The following is an 18,049-nucleotide window of genomic DNA, read 5'->3' on the forward strand; positions in this document are numbered from 1 at the left end:
ATAGACTCCAATGCTTATTAAAGGTGGGGGGAGTTTTTACTGCATAATGCTCAATAAAGCAAGAGTACTGCCCTGTCCCCAGGGATAGTGGCCATACTGCTGCCTGTGGACAGCGATGTCCTCACATCCGCTTAAGGATTGATTAACGGAGCCGTTTTCGGTGTGACAAAGTAAGAAAGCTTTGGCGCTGATCAAGGCTCTTTTTGCGTCCTCAGCAAGGTCAGCGGCATGTGAGCGGAACATGCCGCTTCTTAGCCAGTTGGATAGAGAATACGCAATCATGGCAGTTGCGGAGGTGTCAGGTTCACCTTCAACAGCGGGCAGAAGCCACGAAAAACCTCCATCCGGGCGCTGGTATTGAAGAGTGACTTTTACAAGGCTGTAGAATTCAGCCATTAGCTTCTCGGAAGTGCTTTTTAAAATGGAATCTCCAATTGGACCGTTTCCATGTGTTTCCTCGTTGGATATATTTGCAAGTATTTCTGAATAACCCATCATCAGCCAGCCGACAGCCCGTCCCCAGCCTATTATTCCACACTTTTTTTCATTTTCCAGAGAAAAGGCGTGGTAAGGAAGCCCGGACATTTTGTCAAAGCCGTTTGCATGGTAGTTTAGAAGCTGCTTTGCAGCAAGTGCGAGAGCGTTTCTTTTATGAAAAACGGTTCCGTATTTTGACAGAAACATAGCAGACTGTCCGGCTCCGTCAGCATATACCAGGTCATTTCCCTTAGATGGATTATAAATTATACTTTCATCAGCGGTTTTTGGAGCCTGTGAGAGAAAATTGGCAATTCTGGAGGCAGCGTGATGATAACGTCTCTCACCGGTAGCCTGATAAAGCTTTATGAGAGTTATTCCGGAGACGGAATCATCTACGTAGGATACCTGAGAGCCACTTTTTATCCACTTTTCTATATAGGAATTCAGGCACTTTATGATGTCATCACTAATGCTTTGCGAAATAAGATCGGAGGCGCTGCCAGATGGACTAAGAGCGGCCTCTGAGAGACCAAGCATGAGCATACCTGCAGGCCAGAATAGAGGATCTCTGTTGGTTGTTGCCCGCTTAAGAGCTTTTCTTGCTGCGTCTTTTAAGGCATCCTTTGCGGAATAATTATTTATTTGGATAAGATCCTTTTGTGCAACCTTTATAATTTGCTCAAGGGCATCTGCGCTTAAATCTGAGTGTGTATCTGTATTTGAAATATTGCTCATGCTTTTCCCAGCTTTCTTAATACTATGTTTTTAAGATATGAAAACTCTTCTGTGTTATGGAATATTAAGCAGAATATTCCATTGAAAACTACGGTAACAATGATGATCATGACAGCAAATGACATTATGGTGGTCTCTTTCATGAATACTGTTCTTATGTAGAAGAGAAGACCTACAATTAGGATTTCTGTCAGTACGTACTTGGCACTGTCAATAAAATAGGATGCTGCGCTTTTGTCAAAACATACTTTATAGATAATGACAGGCTTTGTAATATTGGCGATGAGACCTGAGATCACTGTTCCCACATATATTCCGGCAAGGCCTATCTTTTGCACAAAAAAGATAGAAAGCACAAGATTTACAACACCCTGTATAAGTGCAAGATATTTGTCCTGTTCAAAAACTCCGGCTGCTGTTTTGTAGTTTGAGAGAACTATTCGGTCCCCTTTAAAGTAATAGTCTGTTAAAAGCAGATATACCGCAAAGGTACCGAGCATCCACTCAGGACCGTATCTTTGAACTATCCAGAGATATATAAGCGGCTGCAGGAGAATGAAAAAACCGCAAGCTGAAAATCCGTAAACCCATGAGGCAAAAAAACGATAAACCTTAAATGCTTTATATTGCTTTTCCTTGGACTCTGTTGCAATCAGATTACCAAAGCCTGAGATGACAGAGTTAAAAATGATGTTCACAAAATTGGCTATCGTACCGGTTACCATAGTGTAGTTGTCCACATGTCCCGCAACTTTTACATCTATATACGAAGAAATAAGCAGAGTGTCTGTCTGCAGTCTCATGACATCACCGACCTTGTGAAGCACAAGCGCTCCGGTCTTTTTCCAGACTTCGTCATGCTCTTCTTTTGTAAGGGGAGTTATGTCATTATCGGTAAGATATGGATAAAGTCTGTTCAGGTAGCTGTTTACGAAGATCTTCTGTACGAGCTGAACTGCAGCATCCGTTAAGAGATACAGATAGAAATTCGGGATGAACAATAGTATCATTATCTGGAAAAATACGGTTATGATCTTGGTAATCGTATTTATGTTGGTTTGGATGTAGTTTTTCTGCTCAGCGTTTACAAGACTGTACTTATAGGAAACAAAATAAGTGCTTACAGTATTGAACAAAAAGATGAGATAATAAAATCTGAGGTCTCTTGGTGCGATATCTCCGGAATTCTTCGCCAGGTACTGAAGAAAAGGAACAAGAGAAAGGCCGATTACCGCTACTACAATGGCAATTGTATGATATGCTTTGCGGTACATCTGCATATAAGATTTTACTTTTTCTGTGTTGCCTTCGGCTACAGGTGCATACAGGCTGAAATTAAGAGCTGTGCCTATTCCGAGCTCTGCCATTGACAGAAGTGATAGGATATTGCTATAGAGTGCATTTACGCCAAGAAGAGTCTCCGCAAGCCGATGAATGAAGATGGTGCGAAGAATGAAGGACATAAGCGCTGTTGCGAGTTGTCCTACGTATCCAAATGTTATATTTTTGGCAGCTAGCTTTGTTCTGCCCATAAATTGACCTCCGGGACTTTTTTAACTATCATGTTATTATATCATTTTAAGGAGATATTTTAGTAATGAAAGAAAAAAATGTAAAACTTAATGGTAAAACCGTTCTTATTACAGGTGCTGCCGGATTTATCGGCTCTCATCTTGCAGTAAGACTTCTTGATGAATTCGAGAATATAAAGGTAGTCGGATACGACAATGTCAATGATTACTATGATGTAAGACTTAAGGAAGAAAGACTGCAGAATCTTTCAAAGTATGAAAACTTTATTTTTGTAAAGGGCGACATTGCTGATAAGGCAGCAGTTGATGCTGTTTTTGCTGAGTATAAGCCGGCTGTTGTAGTTAACCTGGCAGCTCAGGCAGGCGTTCGCTATTCAATTGAGAACCCGGGAGCTTACATAGAAGCTAACGTAATTGGTTTCTACAACATCCTTGAGGCCTGCAGACATTCAGAGCCTAAGGTAGAGCACCTTGTTTATGCGTCAAGTTCAAGTGTATACGGTGGAAATACCAAGCTTCCTTTCTCAACCAAGGATCAGGTTGATCACCCGCTTTCACTTTATGCAGCAACCAAGAAGTCCAATGAGCTTTTTGCTTATTCATACAGTAACCTTTACGGTATGGCTACTACAGGTCTTCGTTTCTTTACAGTATACGGACCTATGGGACGACCTGATATGGCACTTTTCCTGTTTGCAGATAAGCTTCTTCGAGGTGAGACTATCCAGATCTTCAATTATGGCAATTGCAGAAGAGACTTTACCTATGTTGATGATATAGTAACAGGCGTTGTGAATGTTATGCAGAGCACACCGGATGAGGATGAAAAGGGAAACAGATATAAGGTTTACAATATCGGTAACCACAATCCCGAGAATCTTATGGACTTTGTTGACATTCTTCAGAAGGAGCTTGTGGCTCACGGAGTACTTCCTGAGGACTTTGACTTTGAGGCTCACAGAGAACTTCTTCCGATGCAGCCGGGTGACGTAGAGGCTACTTTTGCAGATGTCGATGATCTTATGAATGATTTTGATTTCAAACCTGATATGCCGCTTAAGGAAGGCATTCGCCGCTTTGTTGACTGGTATGCAGGATATGTTAAGCGCAGAGACGCATAAACAGAGGGACTATGGACAAAATAATGCAGAGCCGCATGGACCGCGGCTTCTTCAGACATCAGGAAGAATATGAGGCTAAGGCTTTGGAGGTACTTCGCTCAGGATGGTACATCCTGGGAAAAGAGGTAGAGAGCTTTGAGGAAGAATTTGCTTCCTATGTTGGTACAAAATACAGTGTAGGGCTTGCCAGTGGACTCGATGCCCTCTGGCTTGCCTTCAGAGTGCTTGGGATCGGTGCAGGTGATGAAGTCATTGTCCAGGGAAATACATACATAGCAAGCGTTATGGGTATTACCATTAATAACGCAACACCTGTTTTTGTTGAACCCGATGAGTACTATCAGATAGATGTAGATAAAATAGAAGAGAAGATCACTGAAAAGACCAAAGCCATTCTGGTTGTTCACCTCTATGGACAGTCTGCCAGGATGGATAAAGTACAGGAGCTGTGCAAAAAGTATGATCTTAAGCTTGTAGAAGATTGCGCCCAGTCCCATGGAGCATGCTATGGCGGCAAAATGACCGGAAGCTTTGGGAATATCGGATGTTTTTCTTTTTATCCTTCCAAGAACATGGGAGCCTTTGGAGATGCCGGCGCTATTACTACGGATGATCCGGAGCTTGCCAGGCTTATGAAAATCTATCGTAATTATGGCAGTGAAAAGCGCTATCATAACATGGTTGTGGGTGCCAACTCAAGACTGGATGAGATGCAGGCCGGTCTTTTGAGAGTAAGGCTTAAATATATTGATGAGATAAATAACGAGCGCTCTGAAATAGCCGCAAAATATAGCGAGGGCATTAATAACCCTCAGATAATAAAGCCTACGATTAGAGAAGGCGCTACCGGTGTATGGCATCAATATGTAGTCAGGGTTAAGGACCGCAGGGATGAATTTATGGAATACCTTGCAAATAATAACATAACAACCATAATTCATTATCCCATTCCTCCCCACCTGTCTGAGGCATATAATTATCTTGGATTGGGCGAGGGAACTCTTCCTATAACAGAGAGCTTTGCAAAAGAAGTTCTTTCCCTGCCAATTTATTCAGGAATGACTGATGAAGAACAATCATATGTTATTGATTGTATAAATTCTTTTAAATAAAAATCCCATTCGGAGCGGAGTATGAAAAGGAATATAAGGCTAAAGGCGCTAAGGGTAATTCTGTTTCTGGTCAATGTAATAACTGTTCTTCCCATACTTGTTGTGGCATTTTTTAATGTGCCCTCTGCAGATGATTTTAGTATGGCATTTGAAGTTCATGAAGCATACTCTTCGGGAGGCATATTTGCGGCATTGATTAAGGCTGTATATATGGGAATATGGTATTACTTTAACTGGACCGGTGTTTATTTCAGCAATACTCTTACTGCTCTTGCTCCGAGTGTATTTGATGAACACCTGTATTTCCTCGGAACATGGGGTGTTCTTTTTATGTTTTCACTGGGATTGTGGTACTTTTTCAAGCAGCTTTTTGTCGTGACTCTAAGAGTGGAAAAGCATCTCGCCGGATGCATAACAAGCATTATGTTTTTCCTTCTTGTTCAGTGCATGCCTGTAGGAACTTCCAGAGTAGAGGGCTTTTTCTGGTATAGCGGAGCTGTCAACTATCTTTTCATGTTTGGATTTGCACTTTTGTGGCTTGGCTTAATATTGAAGCTCGCAGGTGCTGAGATTGTAAAAGGATACATGGTTCCTGTGTTATCTGTGATGGGATTTCTTCTGGGTGGAGCTAATTATATGACCTCCCTCAGTCTTGGAATAATATCAGTATGTATTTTAATAATGACAATAATATCAAATGTTTTTCAAAATGCGCCTTTGGAAAAACAGATTGAATATAGAAAACAAGAGATTGTAAAAACGGCTGATAGATTTTCCGGCCTGGGCAGAGCATATATTCCTGCTATATGTATGCTTATCGGATTATTGCTGGCAGTAATTGCACCCGGCAATCGTGTAAGATCTGCTACTCCAGCTTTTAATCCGATTAAAGCAGTGCTCATGGCAATTTACTACACTATGGATGCTATGCTTGGAAAATGGATGACCTGGCCGGTGATCATACTTTTAGTATTTTTGATTCCTTTTTTATGGAAGGCAACAGGACGAATTAAAAGATTTTACGGGTTTGAGCATCCCGCTATTTTTACCGCATTTTGCTTTTTGCTGACAGCTGCATCCATAACGCCTCCGATTTACGCAACAGGAAATATAGATGCGGGAAGGATTCAGGCTCTGTTCTTTATGCAGGGTATGATTCTATTGATTCTGATAATCGGTTACATGTGTGGCTGGATAAGATATGTAATTAAGCCTGCCAAGCTTATAGACGGCGATGTACTTGCAAAGAGAAAACCAAAGGATCTTTTGGAGGATGCTTTTCTTGGGCAGCATGCAACAAAAGTTGTATTTGCGGTTTCCGCAGCCTTTATAGCAGGATCTTTGCTTGCGGTAAAGCCGGATCCTGATCTGTATACAGCGACTACGGCTATGGTGGACATTTTCAGCGGAGAGGCAGCCCGATACAGGAGCGAGTTTGATTCAAGACTTGAAATGCTCAAAGATAGTGGAACAGAAGCAGTAGAGCTTACGCCCTATTCTGTTCATCCACAGCTTTTATTCTTTTCTGATATCACTAAGAATGAGAATGACTGGTTGAACAAAGCTATGGCGGAATATTATCATAAAGATAAAGTGATTATTAAAGACTAAATATCTAAAGGTGGAGATTTTCTTGGGAGCAGAAAACAAAAATATTAGAAACCAAAAAAATAATTATAGTGATGGCGGGGTAACTAAGCTTGACGTCGCAATTATAGGCTTTGTTAATAACAATCTTGATAAGATAGCCCTTGCGCTGATAGTGCTTATCGCAGTACTTGTCAGATTTTTTATGATTCCGGAGACGGAGCTGTCGCCTGATTATAACAGCTATTATCTGCCATGGACTCTTGCCTACAGGGAGCACGGCTTTTTTGGCGGGTTATCCAAAGACATCGGAGACTACTATGTTCCCTATAATGTAATGTATGCCATATGCTCGCTGTTTCCCTGCGAACCATATATTCCGATAGCCTTATTTTCCATGGCAGCTGAATTTGTAAGTGCGATTTTTATATATAAGATCCTTCTGATAATCCTTAATGAAAGGGGAATCGGGGAAAAAAGGGCGAGACTTACAGCTTCATTTGCATCGGCGCTTACCTTGCTTTTACCTTTCGTCATTTGGAATGGAGCTCTGTGGAAGCAGTGTGATGCAATTTATGTTGTCTTTCTTGTGATTTCTGTCTATTACCTGCTAAAGGATAATTACAGAATGGCATTTGTTTTTCTGGCTATATCTTTTAGCTTTAAATTACAGGCCATATTCTTTGTTCCGCTCTTTCTGGTGCTTTATTTTGCAAAAAAGAAATACAGTATCCTTGAGTTTTTGTGGATTCCTGTTATTTTTCTGATAATGGGACTTCCCTGCGTGCTGTGCCACAGAGGATTGAAAGCTACTTATCTTGCTTATTTCCTTCAGACCCAGGAGGTATCAACTGAAGGGTATGGCATGGTGTCTTTCTATCCCAATTTTTATAATTTCGGACTTGATAATTTTGATGAATTACTTACTAAGCCGGCGGTGCTTCTTGCAGCTGCTGTTTTGGGAGTGCTTGCGGTTTACATTCTTTGTCACAGGGACTTTCTTGAAAAGAAGGAGAATGTACTTTATTTTGGACTTTTCCTGGCGTGGACCTGCTGTATGTTCCTTCCCGGAATGCATGAGAGATATGATTATGCAATTGTGCTTTTGATGACGGCGCTGTGTGTGTCGGTTTGCAGAGAGAGATTGTGGATTGCAGCGGTTATGAATGCTAACTCCATGCTGGTGTACATAGCTGTATTGTTTAAGGAGGAAGTGGTGCCTATTACAGTACTGTCCGCTATTCAGATTGTGGCTTATTTTATAGTCGCATATGACCTTGTAAGAAGAGTTGGAGGAGAACGTGCATAAAATATACGGCGCACTGGCATCAATCTTTTTTTGGATAATAGTTGCTTTTTTGCTTTTCATAAGCATTTATAATACCTGTCTTGTTGATGAATATGAAGTGACACATTTTTATAAAGGCAGCGTATCTGCAAATGTGTTGGTAATAGTTATATTCTTTTTTGTGCTCTTTCTATTAAGAAAAGTGGCTGTGGTAAGTCATTTTTTGAAAAAAGCAGATTCTGACGATTCTTTTAGAAAAAAAATAAAGGTAGTATTATTTGTCTGTTTGGGTGTGCTGGGGGCTGCTTTTGTCATCGGGGCTTCTTCTGTAGTTGCTTCCGACCAGATAATGGTGCAGGATGCAGCGTACAACGTAAACAGAGGTGATTTCTCTGATCTTATGCCCGGGGGATATCTTTTTACATATCCCAATCAGCTGGGGCTTTTGTGGATTTCAATTTTATTTGGGAAAATCTTTGGCTTTGGAAACTATCTTGCATTCAGACTCATGAATGTTTTGTTCTTTTGCCTTTTCTATAAGAGAATTTCAGATGTTACAGCAATTATAAGTAAGAATAGCAAGCGCAGTGAATTAGCGGTTTTGATTATTGGAGTTTTGTTTGTTCCGCTTCTCTTCTACTGCTCATTTATCTATGGTACAATTCCGGGACTAGCACTTTCTACAAGTGCGGTATACCACTCGCTGATATTTTCAGAAAATAAAAGAGTTAAGAATGCAATTATGGCATCTCTGCTGATAGCATTATCAATGCTTTTTAAGAGTAATTATCTGATTGTTTTTATAGCGATACTTATCCATTCACTGGTTAGCGCTATAGATTGTAAAAAGAAAGTGTTACTGATACTCCCTGTACTTTTGATTGTGGGATACCTTTTACAGTCTTTTGTTCCGGCTGCGCTTACAAAGTATTGTACAGGCATGGACGCACCAAAAGGAGCAAGCTCTTTGTCCTGGATAGCCATGGGACTTCAGGACAGCGGCCTTGCGGAGGGTTGGTACAACGGCTACAACAAGGATACATTTGAAAACAGCGGATATGACTCTGAGGTGCAGGCAGAACAGGCCAAAGAAAATATCAAAGGACGCGTTGAATATTTTAAGAACAATAAATTCGAATGCTTTAGGTTTTTCTCAAGGAAGCTATCCTCTGAGTGGAATGATCCAACCTTCGAAGGATACTGGATAAACAGAGAAGATGCTGATGGTGCAGGGCATACAGGCCTGGCTGCTTACCTGCTAAGTGACGGGGTATATAGAGTATGGCTTGTAATTCTTGATAATTTGCAGGCGATAATTTTATTTGGTGCTTACATTTATGCAGTATTAAAAGAGAATAAAGAGAGCGACCTTGTAATAGCAATTGCTTTTATCGGGGGATTTTTGTTCCATACATTCTGGGAAGCAAAGCCTCAGTACACACTGACATATTTTGTTCTTCTGTTTCCTCTGTGTGTAATAGGATATAAAGAACTGCTCGAATTTGCAGACTCGGTGTTTGCTGCAAATATCAACAAGAGACCCGGAATAGCAAAAAGCGTTCGACTGATTTTGATTTTTGCAATACCTCTTGTCATATTCTATTTGATGTATAGCGGTTCTGTTGGCGCCAGCCTTATAGAAGAATCCTTTTAAACTAATTCGCTGATGCTATTACTACAAAATTACCAAAAGATTTTACTATGTATGCTTCGGGATCATATCCCGGAGCATTATTAATTTGATCAAGCTCCGATTTGTGAAAGATAAATACATTTCCTTCATTCAAGTAGGTGACACCATTCTCCGCGATGTCTTCCGGAAGACCGAATCTAAAATGTGTAAAGGAATCAGCTATGCGAAATTCTGCATCAGGATCCTTGTAATGAACCGTCTGGAGAAAATCCACAGGTGATGTCTTTGTGTAGTACAGTGCTATCATAAACGGAGCAGATACATGGTCATAAGTTGAATATATAAGAAAATCCTCTGACACACATTCATCTGCGTAGGCGCATGCCTGACCGTATCCGGGCATATATGCTTCAGCACTAAGATCGTTGAATTCTGTGAGATATACTTTGTTAAAAAACAGTGCTCCTGCAATGAAGAGAAAAGGTGTAACAGACTTGGCAAAGATGGCAGCATAATGCTTCAATGGGGATGCAGTGTTTTTTTCAACAGTAACAAACTCGTTAACAACAAATATAAAACCTCTTGCGAGATAATATACTACCGGAATAAATACAAGCACCATTCTGGTGAGGTCTTCCTCTACAAAAAGGCCGAATAATAAACCGGGAAGGAAAAGAGAATGCATGGCAAGGTCAATCAGTTCCCCGCGCTTTGCACGTATAATGCTGACTATTATTCCGAGCAGCGTCATGGGGAATGTGAAGGCATAAAAAGGCGGAAATCCGGGAATGTAGTTTAGTATCTGCTCTGATGAGTCTCCCACAGAGAGGTTTTTGATCATGGTAAAAAGATTTTTACCAATCGCAAGCAGTATCCCTGAGCCGGAGGCGAAGACAGAGCGCTTGGCAGTAAACTTCGTAATTGTGAAAAACGGAGTGATCACTTCAGGAAGATTAAATATATTCACAATATAAAAAGCAAACAGAGGAGCTGAAAAGACAGCGAAAATAAGCACTCCAAAGAAGACCTGGAATGAAGTCATTCTCTTTGTTTTGGTAAAAAGGATGCACATCAGAATAAGATGAACGGGTATTACAAAGGTTGCTGCGCCATAGCTGTACAGGCAAAGTGCATATAAAAAGGCAGACAAGGCATAGAGAAAAGTTGCAAGGCCGTCTGATGCACGAAGGGATTGGCGCTTTTTTCTGTCACGAAACTTAAATAAGGTTCCGATATTTTCAAAAGCTGCAGATTCCTTCTGCTTTGTTGATGCGATGACAAATGTAAGCATGGCAAGAAGAACCCAGAAGGGGGTGGTGTTACTGTCAAGGCTCCATCTGGATAACATAATATGCCATGGACAAAATGCAATAATGCAGAGACTTACCAGAGGAAGCCATAAAAACTCACCTGTAACATACTGAATGGAGGTTGCGTTTTCGCTTTTTATTATAGATTCATGGCTTAGTATTTTTATTACAAAAAAAGTGATCACAAGAGTCAGACATCCGAGAAATGCAGGCAAAGCCCTCAGCGTAAGAGCGTTACTGCCAAACAGAAAAGTAGTAACGGCGTTAAGGTAGATCATAAGAGGACTTCCGCCACCGGAGCCATAAGTTATGGGATATACAGGATATCTGTTACCATCACGGTCTATGCCAAATGCAGAGAGGATATACGCCTCATAACCGATGGAGGCTTCATCCTGATGTAGTCCTTCAGGAATCTTGGACAATTTATAAAGTCGAAGTGCCGTTCCTATAAGGATGACAGACAACGGCAATATTACGGTATAAATTTTGTTATATGATATATTTGAAAGATTTACCTTTGAATATGAAAAGTTATCTCTTTTTTGATAAAGAAAAAGTGATATGAAGATTATTATTAAATAGCATGTTAGAAATATCGGATTGATAGCTTCCATGACCGTCTCCCTGACAAAACCAGCTTATATAAAGCTTTAGTCCTTTAATTATAGGGAACGGAGCGCAGGCAGTCAAACGCTAAGTTGAAAAAATAATTACCTATGATATAATAAGCGTCGTTGTAGATGATGTTTTTGGAGGAAGTAAAATGCCAATTAAGGTTAACAGTTTTATGGGAAAATTTGGATGGTTTGCGAGAAAGCACTTTCCGATGCTTGCAAGTGAAGCATATCTTAAGCTTCAGTTTGCTACAAGACATAAACAACAGCAGGATTATATAGATTATTTCATGAATGCCAAGGAAGTACCGATGCCTAACGTAGTAAACATCGAGACTATAAACAGATGTAATTCTACCTGCGCGTTCTGTACAGCCAATGTTCATGCGGAGAGGAGACCTCTTTGCAAGATTGATGATGAGCTTTATAAGAGTATTATTGATCAGCTTGCAGATTGGGGATATAAGGGACATCTTACACTTTACGGTAATAATGAACCCTGGCTTGATACCAAAATTGTAGAGCGCCATAAGTACGCAAGGGAAAAGCTACCGGAGAGCTTTATTTTCATGAGCACTAACGGACTAATCCTTGATATTGATAAGGTAAAGGCTATTCAGCCCTATATTGATCAGCTGATCATCAACAACTACAGCATGGAATTCAAACTCCATAAGAACATTCAGAAGATTTATGAGTATGTTAAGGCTAATCCTGATGAGTTTAAGGATCTGGACATTGAGATCCAGATGAGATATCTTCAGGAGGTTCTTACCAACAGAGCCGGCTCTGCTCCTAACAAGCAGGCTACTGAGAAGGTTATTAAGGAGACATGCCTTCTTCCCTTCACTGATATGTGGATAATGCCTAATGGAAAACTTGGATTATGCTGTTGTGATAACTTTGAGGTTACTAATTACGCAGACCTTGCTACAACAAGCCTTAAGGATGGTTGGGCATCAGAGGAGTTCATGGCAGTCAGAAGAAAAATTGCTTCTGGAAGACAGAACGAGCCCTTCTGTAAGCACTGCGACTTTATAGATGCAGGTTTCCGTATGACAATCGTTAAGGCTATACTTGAGGGACGTGACCCCAACAAGCTTGGCGGTCATGAGAGAATGGGTCTGTTTAAGAAGGAAGATTAATAAGCTGTGATCGGAGGGATTGTGAAAGAGTTAGCAGGAAGAATTGCATCCGTATGGCATTACTGTCTCATAGGATTGTTTTTGATATCAGCAGCTTTGATGTATCTGATAGTGGGTGAGAACAGTTATATAGCAATACCTGATAATTTGGATCTCTTTGTGGCTCAGTATAAAATGATGCAAAACACAGGGACATTCTGGGCTCATGCTGCGAATGTCCCGTTTCTTAATGGGATAAGCAGGGATAATCTGCCCGGAGAATTCTACTTATACAGCATTTTGTATATGATATTTCCGGCGTACATTGCATATGTAGTGGGGTATTTACTTAAGATAATTATTGCAATAGTATCCTGCCTCCTGCTTTTGAAGGATTTTGCGCTAAGTGAGAAGCCCGGTGATATAGCCTGGATATGTGCATTTGCATACGGAATTCTCAATGTGTTTCCTGCATTTGGGATATGCTTTGCATCTATTCCGCTTGTCATATATTTTTTAAGAAAAATCTACAGGCTTGGATTTAACAAAAAAACGATAAAGTATTATATCCTTTTGTTCTTTTATCCGATGCTTTCATATTTTTCCTATTTTGGGATGTTTATACTGGGATATCTGGTATTGGCGATAATATGGAGGCTTATTGCTGACAAAAGGCTTTCCTTACCTCTTTGCCTCGCTTTGGTGATTCTGGCAGCCGGATTTGTCATTATGGAATACAGGCTGTTTGGAGCGATGCTTTTTTCGGATGAGGTTACGATCAGAAGTACAATGAAAGATGCTTCAATGAACCTGTCCGGAATTTTGACAGAGTGTTTTGACGTATTTAAAAATGGCATGATGCATGCTGATGATGCGCATTCCTATTTTGTCTTTTGGATATGCATTATTTATTTTGTGATCCTGAATGTCAGATATATCATTAAAAAAGATTTTAAAGGAATGATCCGTGACATCTACAATCTGTTTGCTGTTCTTTTGGTTTTTAACAGCGCAGTCTACGGCCTGTATTACAGTGGGGCAGTCAGGGATTTTGTGGCATTTGTGCTACCGCCTCTTAAGGGCTGGCAGTTTAACAGAACAATCTTCTTTAGTCCATTTTTGTGGTATGCATCATTGTTTGTCATCTGCATCAGAATGTCCCGCATGAATCATGTTATTCTGAGGCTCTTGGCAAGAATAATTCCTGTTATCGCTGTTTTTGTTATACTTATAGGTTCAAAGCATTATAATGACTTATATGATACGGCGTACGGCACTTTGTACAAAATGAAGACAGGACATGAAGTAGACAGACTTAGCTATTCGGAGTTTTATTCTTCGAAACTTTTTGATAAAATTAAGGACGATATCGACTACAAGGACAGTGACTGGTCTGTTGCGTATGGAATGCATCCGGCAGTTCTTGAATACAACGGTATCTCTACACTTGATGGCTATCTTGGATTCTATTCTCAGGATTATAAGGATAGGTTCAGGAAAGTGATTGCACCTGCTTTAGACAGGAAGGAAAACACCAGGATTTATTTTGATGACTGGGGTGCACGATGTTACATTTATTCCGGAACCGATGATTCCATCGTTATGGCTACAAGAAGCATGACGGGAGTAACTGATAACAACATTTACATTGAGGATAAAGCTCTTTCTGAACTTGGATGTAAATACATTTTTTCAAGAATAGAGCTTAATAATGCGGATGAGAAAAATCTATCTCTTAAGGGAGCATATGATGACAGCTCATCGCCGTATATAATTTATGTTTATGAACTAAAAAACAATGAAACGAGAGGTTAGTGATGGATAAGATAGCAGTTCTTATTCCCTGTTACAACGAGGAGCAGACAATTGAGAAGGTTATAAAGGATTCAAGGCAGGCTCTTCCAGATGCGGTAATATATGTGTACGATAACAATTCAAGCGACAGAACTTCCGAGATTGCCAAGGCAAACGGTGCAGTTGTGCGTCATGAATATGTTCAGGGAAAAGGAAATGTTATCAGGAGGATGTTCAGAGAGATAGACGCTGAATGCTACATAATGGTTGATGGCGATGACACATATCCCATGGATTCCGCTCCGGGCATGTGTGAGCTTGTTCTTGAGAAAAATGCCGATATGGTTGTGGGTGACAGACTTTCATCTACATATTTTACCGAGAATAAGAGACCTTTTCACAACTTTGGAAACAGCCTGGTAAGAGGAAGCATAAACCGCCTTTTTGACTGCGATATCAGAGATGTAATGACAGGATTTCGTGCTTTTAGTTACGAATTTGCCAAGACATTCCCTGTTTTATCTACCGGTTTTGAGATAGAGACCGAAATGACAATACATGCGGTTAACAACCATATGCAGATTGAGAACTACGTTATCGAATTCCGTGACAGACCTGAAGGATCTGAATCAAAGCTCAACACTTATTCTGATGGTATGAGAGTGCTTATGACTATCGCCAGACTATACAGAGATTATAAGCCAATGGGATTTTTTGCGATAGTATCTCTGCTTTTGGCACTGGTTTCAGTGGGCTTTTTTATTCCGATTTTTGCGTCATATTTGAAAACCGGACTTGTTGAGCGTTTTCCCACACTTATTGTGTGCGGATTTGTGATGCTCGCTTCACTTTTATCATTATTTGCGGGTATGGTCCTTAATAATATGACTATCAGCAACAGGCGTGAATTCGAAATGCGACTTATAAGTCTCCATTCTGAGAAAAAGAGGCTGATGTAAGCTGACCTTTCATGTAGAGGAGAAAAAATGAAAAGAAGATTTGTTACTTGTATTTTGACATTATTAACGACAGCTACAATGTTTGGATGTGGAGATCCATCTAAGCTCACTTCCAAGAGTAGCGAAAATCAGGTTACAGAAATCCAGGAGGAAGAGGCAGACCCTGCAAAAGCTGAAGTTCCGGATGCGGCAAGCTCTGCTGAGGAAAACAGCGGCGAAGACAACAGTGCCACAGAAAGCACTGAACAGCCGGTGTCCGCTGATCAGGGCGGTGAAAATGCTGTATCAACAGGAGATTCAGCAGCTGCTACTGAAGGAGTTTCTGTTACAGAAGAGGAAATAGTGGAACCTGAGCTTCCCACAGAAGAAGTACAGCAGCCTGTAGAGACAACCGTGGTGGAAGAAACCAAGGATGAAGAAAAGGATAAGTATTATGACATTGTTTTCATTGGTGATAGCCAGTTTGACAATGCCAGAGGAACCGGTTCTGAAATTCCTGCTTATACCTGCTCACTTCTTGGTAAGAAAGCAAAATATTATAATCTTGCTATCGGAGGAACGGCTGCTTCTCTTGGAAGAGAGATGTCTACAGACTTAGAGACATTTAATGACTCCAGCTTTATCGGAATCTGCTATGCACTTGCAGGCAAGATAAAACCGGATTTCCTTGACCAGTATGCTTGCGGAGCAGAACTTAAGAAAGTAAAGCCACAGAATGTAGACCTTTATATTATAGAATATGGCGCTAACGATTATATAAACGGAAAAGATTTGTATAATTCAAATGCAGGTCTTGACCCGCACACTTATAGCGGAGCATTGGCTTCAGGTATTGGCGAGCTTAAGGCGATTAGCCCCAATGCACAGTTTATTCTGTGTGGACCTTCATATTGTCAGTGGTATAACGGAAGCGGTGCGTTCATGGGCGATGCGTTCTCAGTAAGTAAGGGCATAGGACCTCTTACAGAATATGCCAATACAGCAAGCAATCTGGCAAGTACAATGGGTATTACATATTTTGATACCATGTATGCATCCCAGTTTGATTTAAAGATTGAGACTGCCGAGATGTATCTTGCTGATGGTCTTCATTATACTGAAAAAGGAAGACAGATTTATGCAGCAGTTCTTGCCCACACTATACAGAAGCTTAGAGGAAAAGATGTGGGTGATATGCCATATCTTGAGATTAACAGCTTTGATTTCTGGGCATATAAGGATAGCTTAAAGAAGAAATAATGTAAGTGCCGGTTGAAGAGCCGGCACTTCTTTTTTAGGTGTATTTTTGATATACTGATATTTAATTATGTGGACAGATTCCGCAAAAAAACTGGTAATTATGAGGTCGAACAATGCAGCTTGTTTCGTTTGAATTTTTAATCTTTTTGCCTGTGATGGCATTTATCTATTTTTTGATCCCCAACAAATTCAGACATATCTGGTTATTTTTGATCAGCTGGGGATTTTATCTCTCACTTGACCTGAAGGGATTCCCGATTCTTTTATTTACGTCTCTCTCGGTGTATTTCGGTGCGAGAATAATGGAAAAGCTGGAGGGTAAAAAGAAGAATGCGGTATTGGCAGCAGTAATCATTGCAAATCTCATTATTCTGGCCTTATCCAAGTATAGTGGTCTGACTTTTCTGTCGGCTGTGGGAATGTCCTTCTTTATGTTCATGGCTATAGGCTATATGGTTGATGTATACAGAGGAGATCTTTATGCGGAGAAGAATTTCTTTATTCTGTCGCTCTTTATATCATTCTTTCCTCAGATAACATCAGGTCCCATAGAACGTGCAGGGCACATGTTCAGACAGTTCAGAGAGCCGCACGATTTTTCATATGACAGAATGAGGGACGGACTTCTGCAGATGATGTGGGGCTATTTCATGAAAATGATAATAGCTGACAGGTGTGCGATAATTGTTGGCACCATATATGACAATCCCGTTAAATATGCCGGAACAGCCACACTTATTGCTTCGATTCTGTATACCTTTGAAATCTATTGCGATTTTGGCGGTTACAGTAATATAGCGATTGGATGTGCAAAGGTTCTTGGATTTGATCTTATGAAGAACTTTAATGCACCGTATCTTTCTGCTAATGTTCAGGAATTCTGGAGAAGATGGCATATTTCACTTTCATCGTGGTTTAAGGATTATGTTTATATTCCTCTCGGCGGAAACAGAAAAGGCAAAGCAAGAAAGTATTTAAATATTCTTATCGTTTTCATTCTGAGCGGTATATGGCACGGCGCAAATTATACCTTTGCGGTATGGGGGCTCCTTCACGGAGTGTATCAGGTGGCTGGACATATGCTTACACCGGCAAGAGAAAAACTTTGCACATTATTTAAAGTGGAAAAAAACAGCTTTTCACACAGGCTTATAAGGATAATGATAACCTTTATGCTGGTTAATATAGCCTGGATATTCTTCAGAGTTCAGGATATTAAGGCGGCGGTGTATATGGTGCTGCATATCTTAAAACCAACCCCGTGGTTCATATCAAAGGGAACAATATATGAGCTTGGGCTGGACAGACCAAATGTCCTTCTCTTGTTTGGCGCTATTGGGCTTCTTATAGGTGTCGATATTGCCAATAAATACGGAATAAGCGTATCTGAAAAGATTAAAAATCAGGGAATATGGCTAAGATGGCTTATTTACATTGCTGCAGTGATTCTCATAGTTACATGCGGAATATGGGGACCCGGATATGATGCAGCAGGATTTATTTATCAGAACTTTTAAG

13 protein-coding genes are annotated in these 18,049 nt (G+C 40.4%); 10 read left to right on the top strand and 3 right to left on the bottom strand.

Translation table 11 applies throughout. The features are described 5' to 3' along the window. Positions 1 to 36: 36 nt before the first annotated feature. Both ACHCNF_RS12190 and ACHCNF_RS12195 read right to left on the bottom strand, forming a co-directional pair. Positions 37 to 1,215: a glycoside hydrolase family 88 protein gene (locus ACHCNF_RS12190; protein WP_408070062.1), complete on the bottom strand. Its 1,179-nt coding sequence runs from the start codon at positions 1,213 to 1,215 to the stop codon at positions 37 to 39. Then, positions 1,212 to 2,747 carry a lipopolysaccharide biosynthesis protein gene (locus tag ACHCNF_RS12195; protein ID WP_408070063.1) on the bottom strand — a complete coding sequence of 512 codons (1,536 nt, stop codon included), beginning with the start codon at positions 2,745 to 2,747 and terminating at the stop codon, positions 1,212 to 1,214. Before ACHCNF_RS12195 ends, ACHCNF_RS12190 begins: the two co-directional genes overlap by 4 nt. Before the next feature lie 65 nt (positions 2,748 to 2,812). Here ACHCNF_RS12195 and ACHCNF_RS12200 point away from each other — a divergent pair, with 65 nt between their 5' ends. From ACHCNF_RS12200 to ACHCNF_RS12220, 5 genes are read left to right on the top strand one after another with little or no spacing between them, the layout of a single operon-like run. Next, positions 2,813 to 3,868, top strand: a complete 1,056-nt coding sequence (locus ACHCNF_RS12200) for an NAD-dependent epimerase/dehydratase family protein (RefSeq protein ID WP_408070064.1) — start codon at positions 2,813 to 2,815, stop codon at positions 3,866 to 3,868. An 11-nt stretch (positions 3,869 to 3,879) separates the two neighbouring features. Then, positions 3,880 to 4,980, top strand: a complete 1,101-nt coding sequence (locus ACHCNF_RS12205) for a DegT/DnrJ/EryC1/StrS family aminotransferase (protein WP_408070065.1) — start codon at positions 3,880 to 3,882, stop codon at positions 4,978 to 4,980. Between the two features lie 21 nt (positions 4,981 to 5,001). After that, positions 5,002 to 6,591: a DUF6056 family protein gene (locus ACHCNF_RS12210; protein ID WP_408070066.1), complete on the top strand. Its 1,590-nt coding sequence runs from the start codon at positions 5,002 to 5,004 to the stop codon at positions 6,589 to 6,591. A 22-nt stretch (positions 6,592 to 6,613) separates the two neighbouring features. Beyond that, a complete protein-coding gene (locus ACHCNF_RS12215; protein WP_408070067.1) occupies positions 6,614 to 7,876 on the top strand; it encodes a putative hexosyltransferase in 1,263 nt (420 codons plus the stop codon). Beyond that, the gene (locus tag ACHCNF_RS12220; protein WP_408070068.1) at positions 7,869 to 9,509 is read left to right on the top strand and encodes a hypothetical protein; all 1,641 of its coding nucleotides are present in this window, start codon (positions 7,869 to 7,871) and stop codon (positions 9,507 to 9,509) included. Before ACHCNF_RS12215 ends, ACHCNF_RS12220 begins: the two co-directional genes overlap by 8 nt. Position 9,510: 1 nt before the next feature. On the opposite strand, the gene ACHCNF_RS12225 is transcribed toward ACHCNF_RS12220, so the two are convergent. After that, on the bottom strand, positions 9,511 to 11,415 hold the full coding sequence (locus tag ACHCNF_RS12225) for a glycosyltransferase family protein (RefSeq protein ID WP_408070069.1): 1,905 nt from the start codon (positions 11,413 to 11,415) through the stop codon (positions 9,511 to 9,513). A 149-nt stretch (positions 11,416 to 11,564) separates the two neighbouring features. On the opposite strand from ACHCNF_RS12225, the gene ACHCNF_RS12230 reads away from it, so the two are divergent. The 5 genes from ACHCNF_RS12230 to ACHCNF_RS12250 all read left to right on the top strand — a co-directional run bounded on the left by ACHCNF_RS12230 (position 11,565) and on the right by ACHCNF_RS12250 (position 18,048). Next, the gene (locus tag ACHCNF_RS12230; RefSeq protein WP_408070070.1) at positions 11,565 to 12,560 is read left to right on the top strand and encodes a radical SAM/SPASM domain-containing protein; all 996 of its coding nucleotides are present in this window, start codon (positions 11,565 to 11,567) and stop codon (positions 12,558 to 12,560) included. Positions 12,561 to 12,581: 21 nt separating this feature from the next. After that, positions 12,582 to 14,354, top strand: a complete 1,773-nt coding sequence (locus ACHCNF_RS12235) for a DUF6044 family protein (protein WP_408070071.1) — start codon at positions 12,582 to 12,584, stop codon at positions 14,352 to 14,354. 2 nt (positions 14,355 to 14,356) lie between these two features. Beyond that, entirely contained in the window at positions 14,357 to 15,292 is a 936-nt protein-coding gene (locus ACHCNF_RS12240) for a glycosyltransferase family 2 protein (protein ID WP_408070072.1), read from the top strand. Positions 15,293 to 15,319: 27 nt separating this feature from the next. Next, positions 15,320 to 16,531: an SGNH/GDSL hydrolase family protein gene (locus ACHCNF_RS12245; protein ID WP_408070073.1), complete on the top strand. Its 1,212-nt coding sequence runs from the start codon at positions 15,320 to 15,322 to the stop codon at positions 16,529 to 16,531. Between the two features lie 113 nt (positions 16,532 to 16,644). Then, on the top strand, positions 16,645 to 18,048 hold the full coding sequence (locus ACHCNF_RS12250) for an MBOAT family O-acyltransferase (RefSeq protein ID WP_408070074.1): 1,404 nt from the start codon (positions 16,645 to 16,647) through the stop codon (positions 18,046 to 18,048). Position 18,049: the final 1 nt, after the last annotated feature.

This window comes from Butyrivibrio sp. NATIVEDY162, from assembly GCF_045999815.1.
Lineage (GTDB): Bacteria > Bacillota > Clostridia > Lachnospirales > Lachnospiraceae > Butyrivibrio.

Excerpts from the sequence above, each read along its gene's own strand:
- ACHCNF_RS12245 (WP_408070073.1), top strand. The coding sequence starts at position 15,320 with ATGAAAAGAAGATTTGTTACTTGTATTTTGACATTATTAACGACAGCT.
- ACHCNF_RS12225 (WP_408070069.1), bottom strand. The coding sequence starts at position 11,415 with ATGGAAGCTATCAATCCGATATTTCTAACATGCTATTTAATAATAATC.
- ACHCNF_RS12210 (WP_408070066.1), top strand. The coding sequence starts at position 5,002 with ATGAAAAGGAATATAAGGCTAAAGGCGCTAAGGGTAATTCTGTTTCTG.
- ACHCNF_RS12240 (WP_408070072.1), top strand. The coding sequence starts at position 14,357 with ATGGATAAGATAGCAGTTCTTATTCCCTGTTACAACGAGGAGCAGACA.
- ACHCNF_RS12200 (WP_408070064.1), top strand. The coding sequence starts at position 2,813 with ATGAAAGAAAAAAATGTAAAACTTAATGGTAAAACCGTTCTTATTACA.
- ACHCNF_RS12195 (WP_408070063.1), bottom strand. The coding sequence starts at position 2,747 with ATGGGCAGAACAAAGCTAGCTGCCAAAAATATAACATTTGGATACGTA.
- ACHCNF_RS12190 (WP_408070062.1), bottom strand. The coding sequence starts at position 1,215 with ATGAGCAATATTTCAAATACAGATACACACTCAGATTTAAGCGCAGAT.
- ACHCNF_RS12230 (WP_408070070.1), top strand. The coding sequence starts at position 11,565 with ATGCCAATTAAGGTTAACAGTTTTATGGGAAAATTTGGATGGTTTGCG.
- ACHCNF_RS12250 (WP_408070074.1), top strand. The coding sequence starts at position 16,645 with ATGCAGCTTGTTTCGTTTGAATTTTTAATCTTTTTGCCTGTGATGGCA.
- ACHCNF_RS12205 (WP_408070065.1), top strand. The coding sequence starts at position 3,880 with ATGGACAAAATAATGCAGAGCCGCATGGACCGCGGCTTCTTCAGACAT.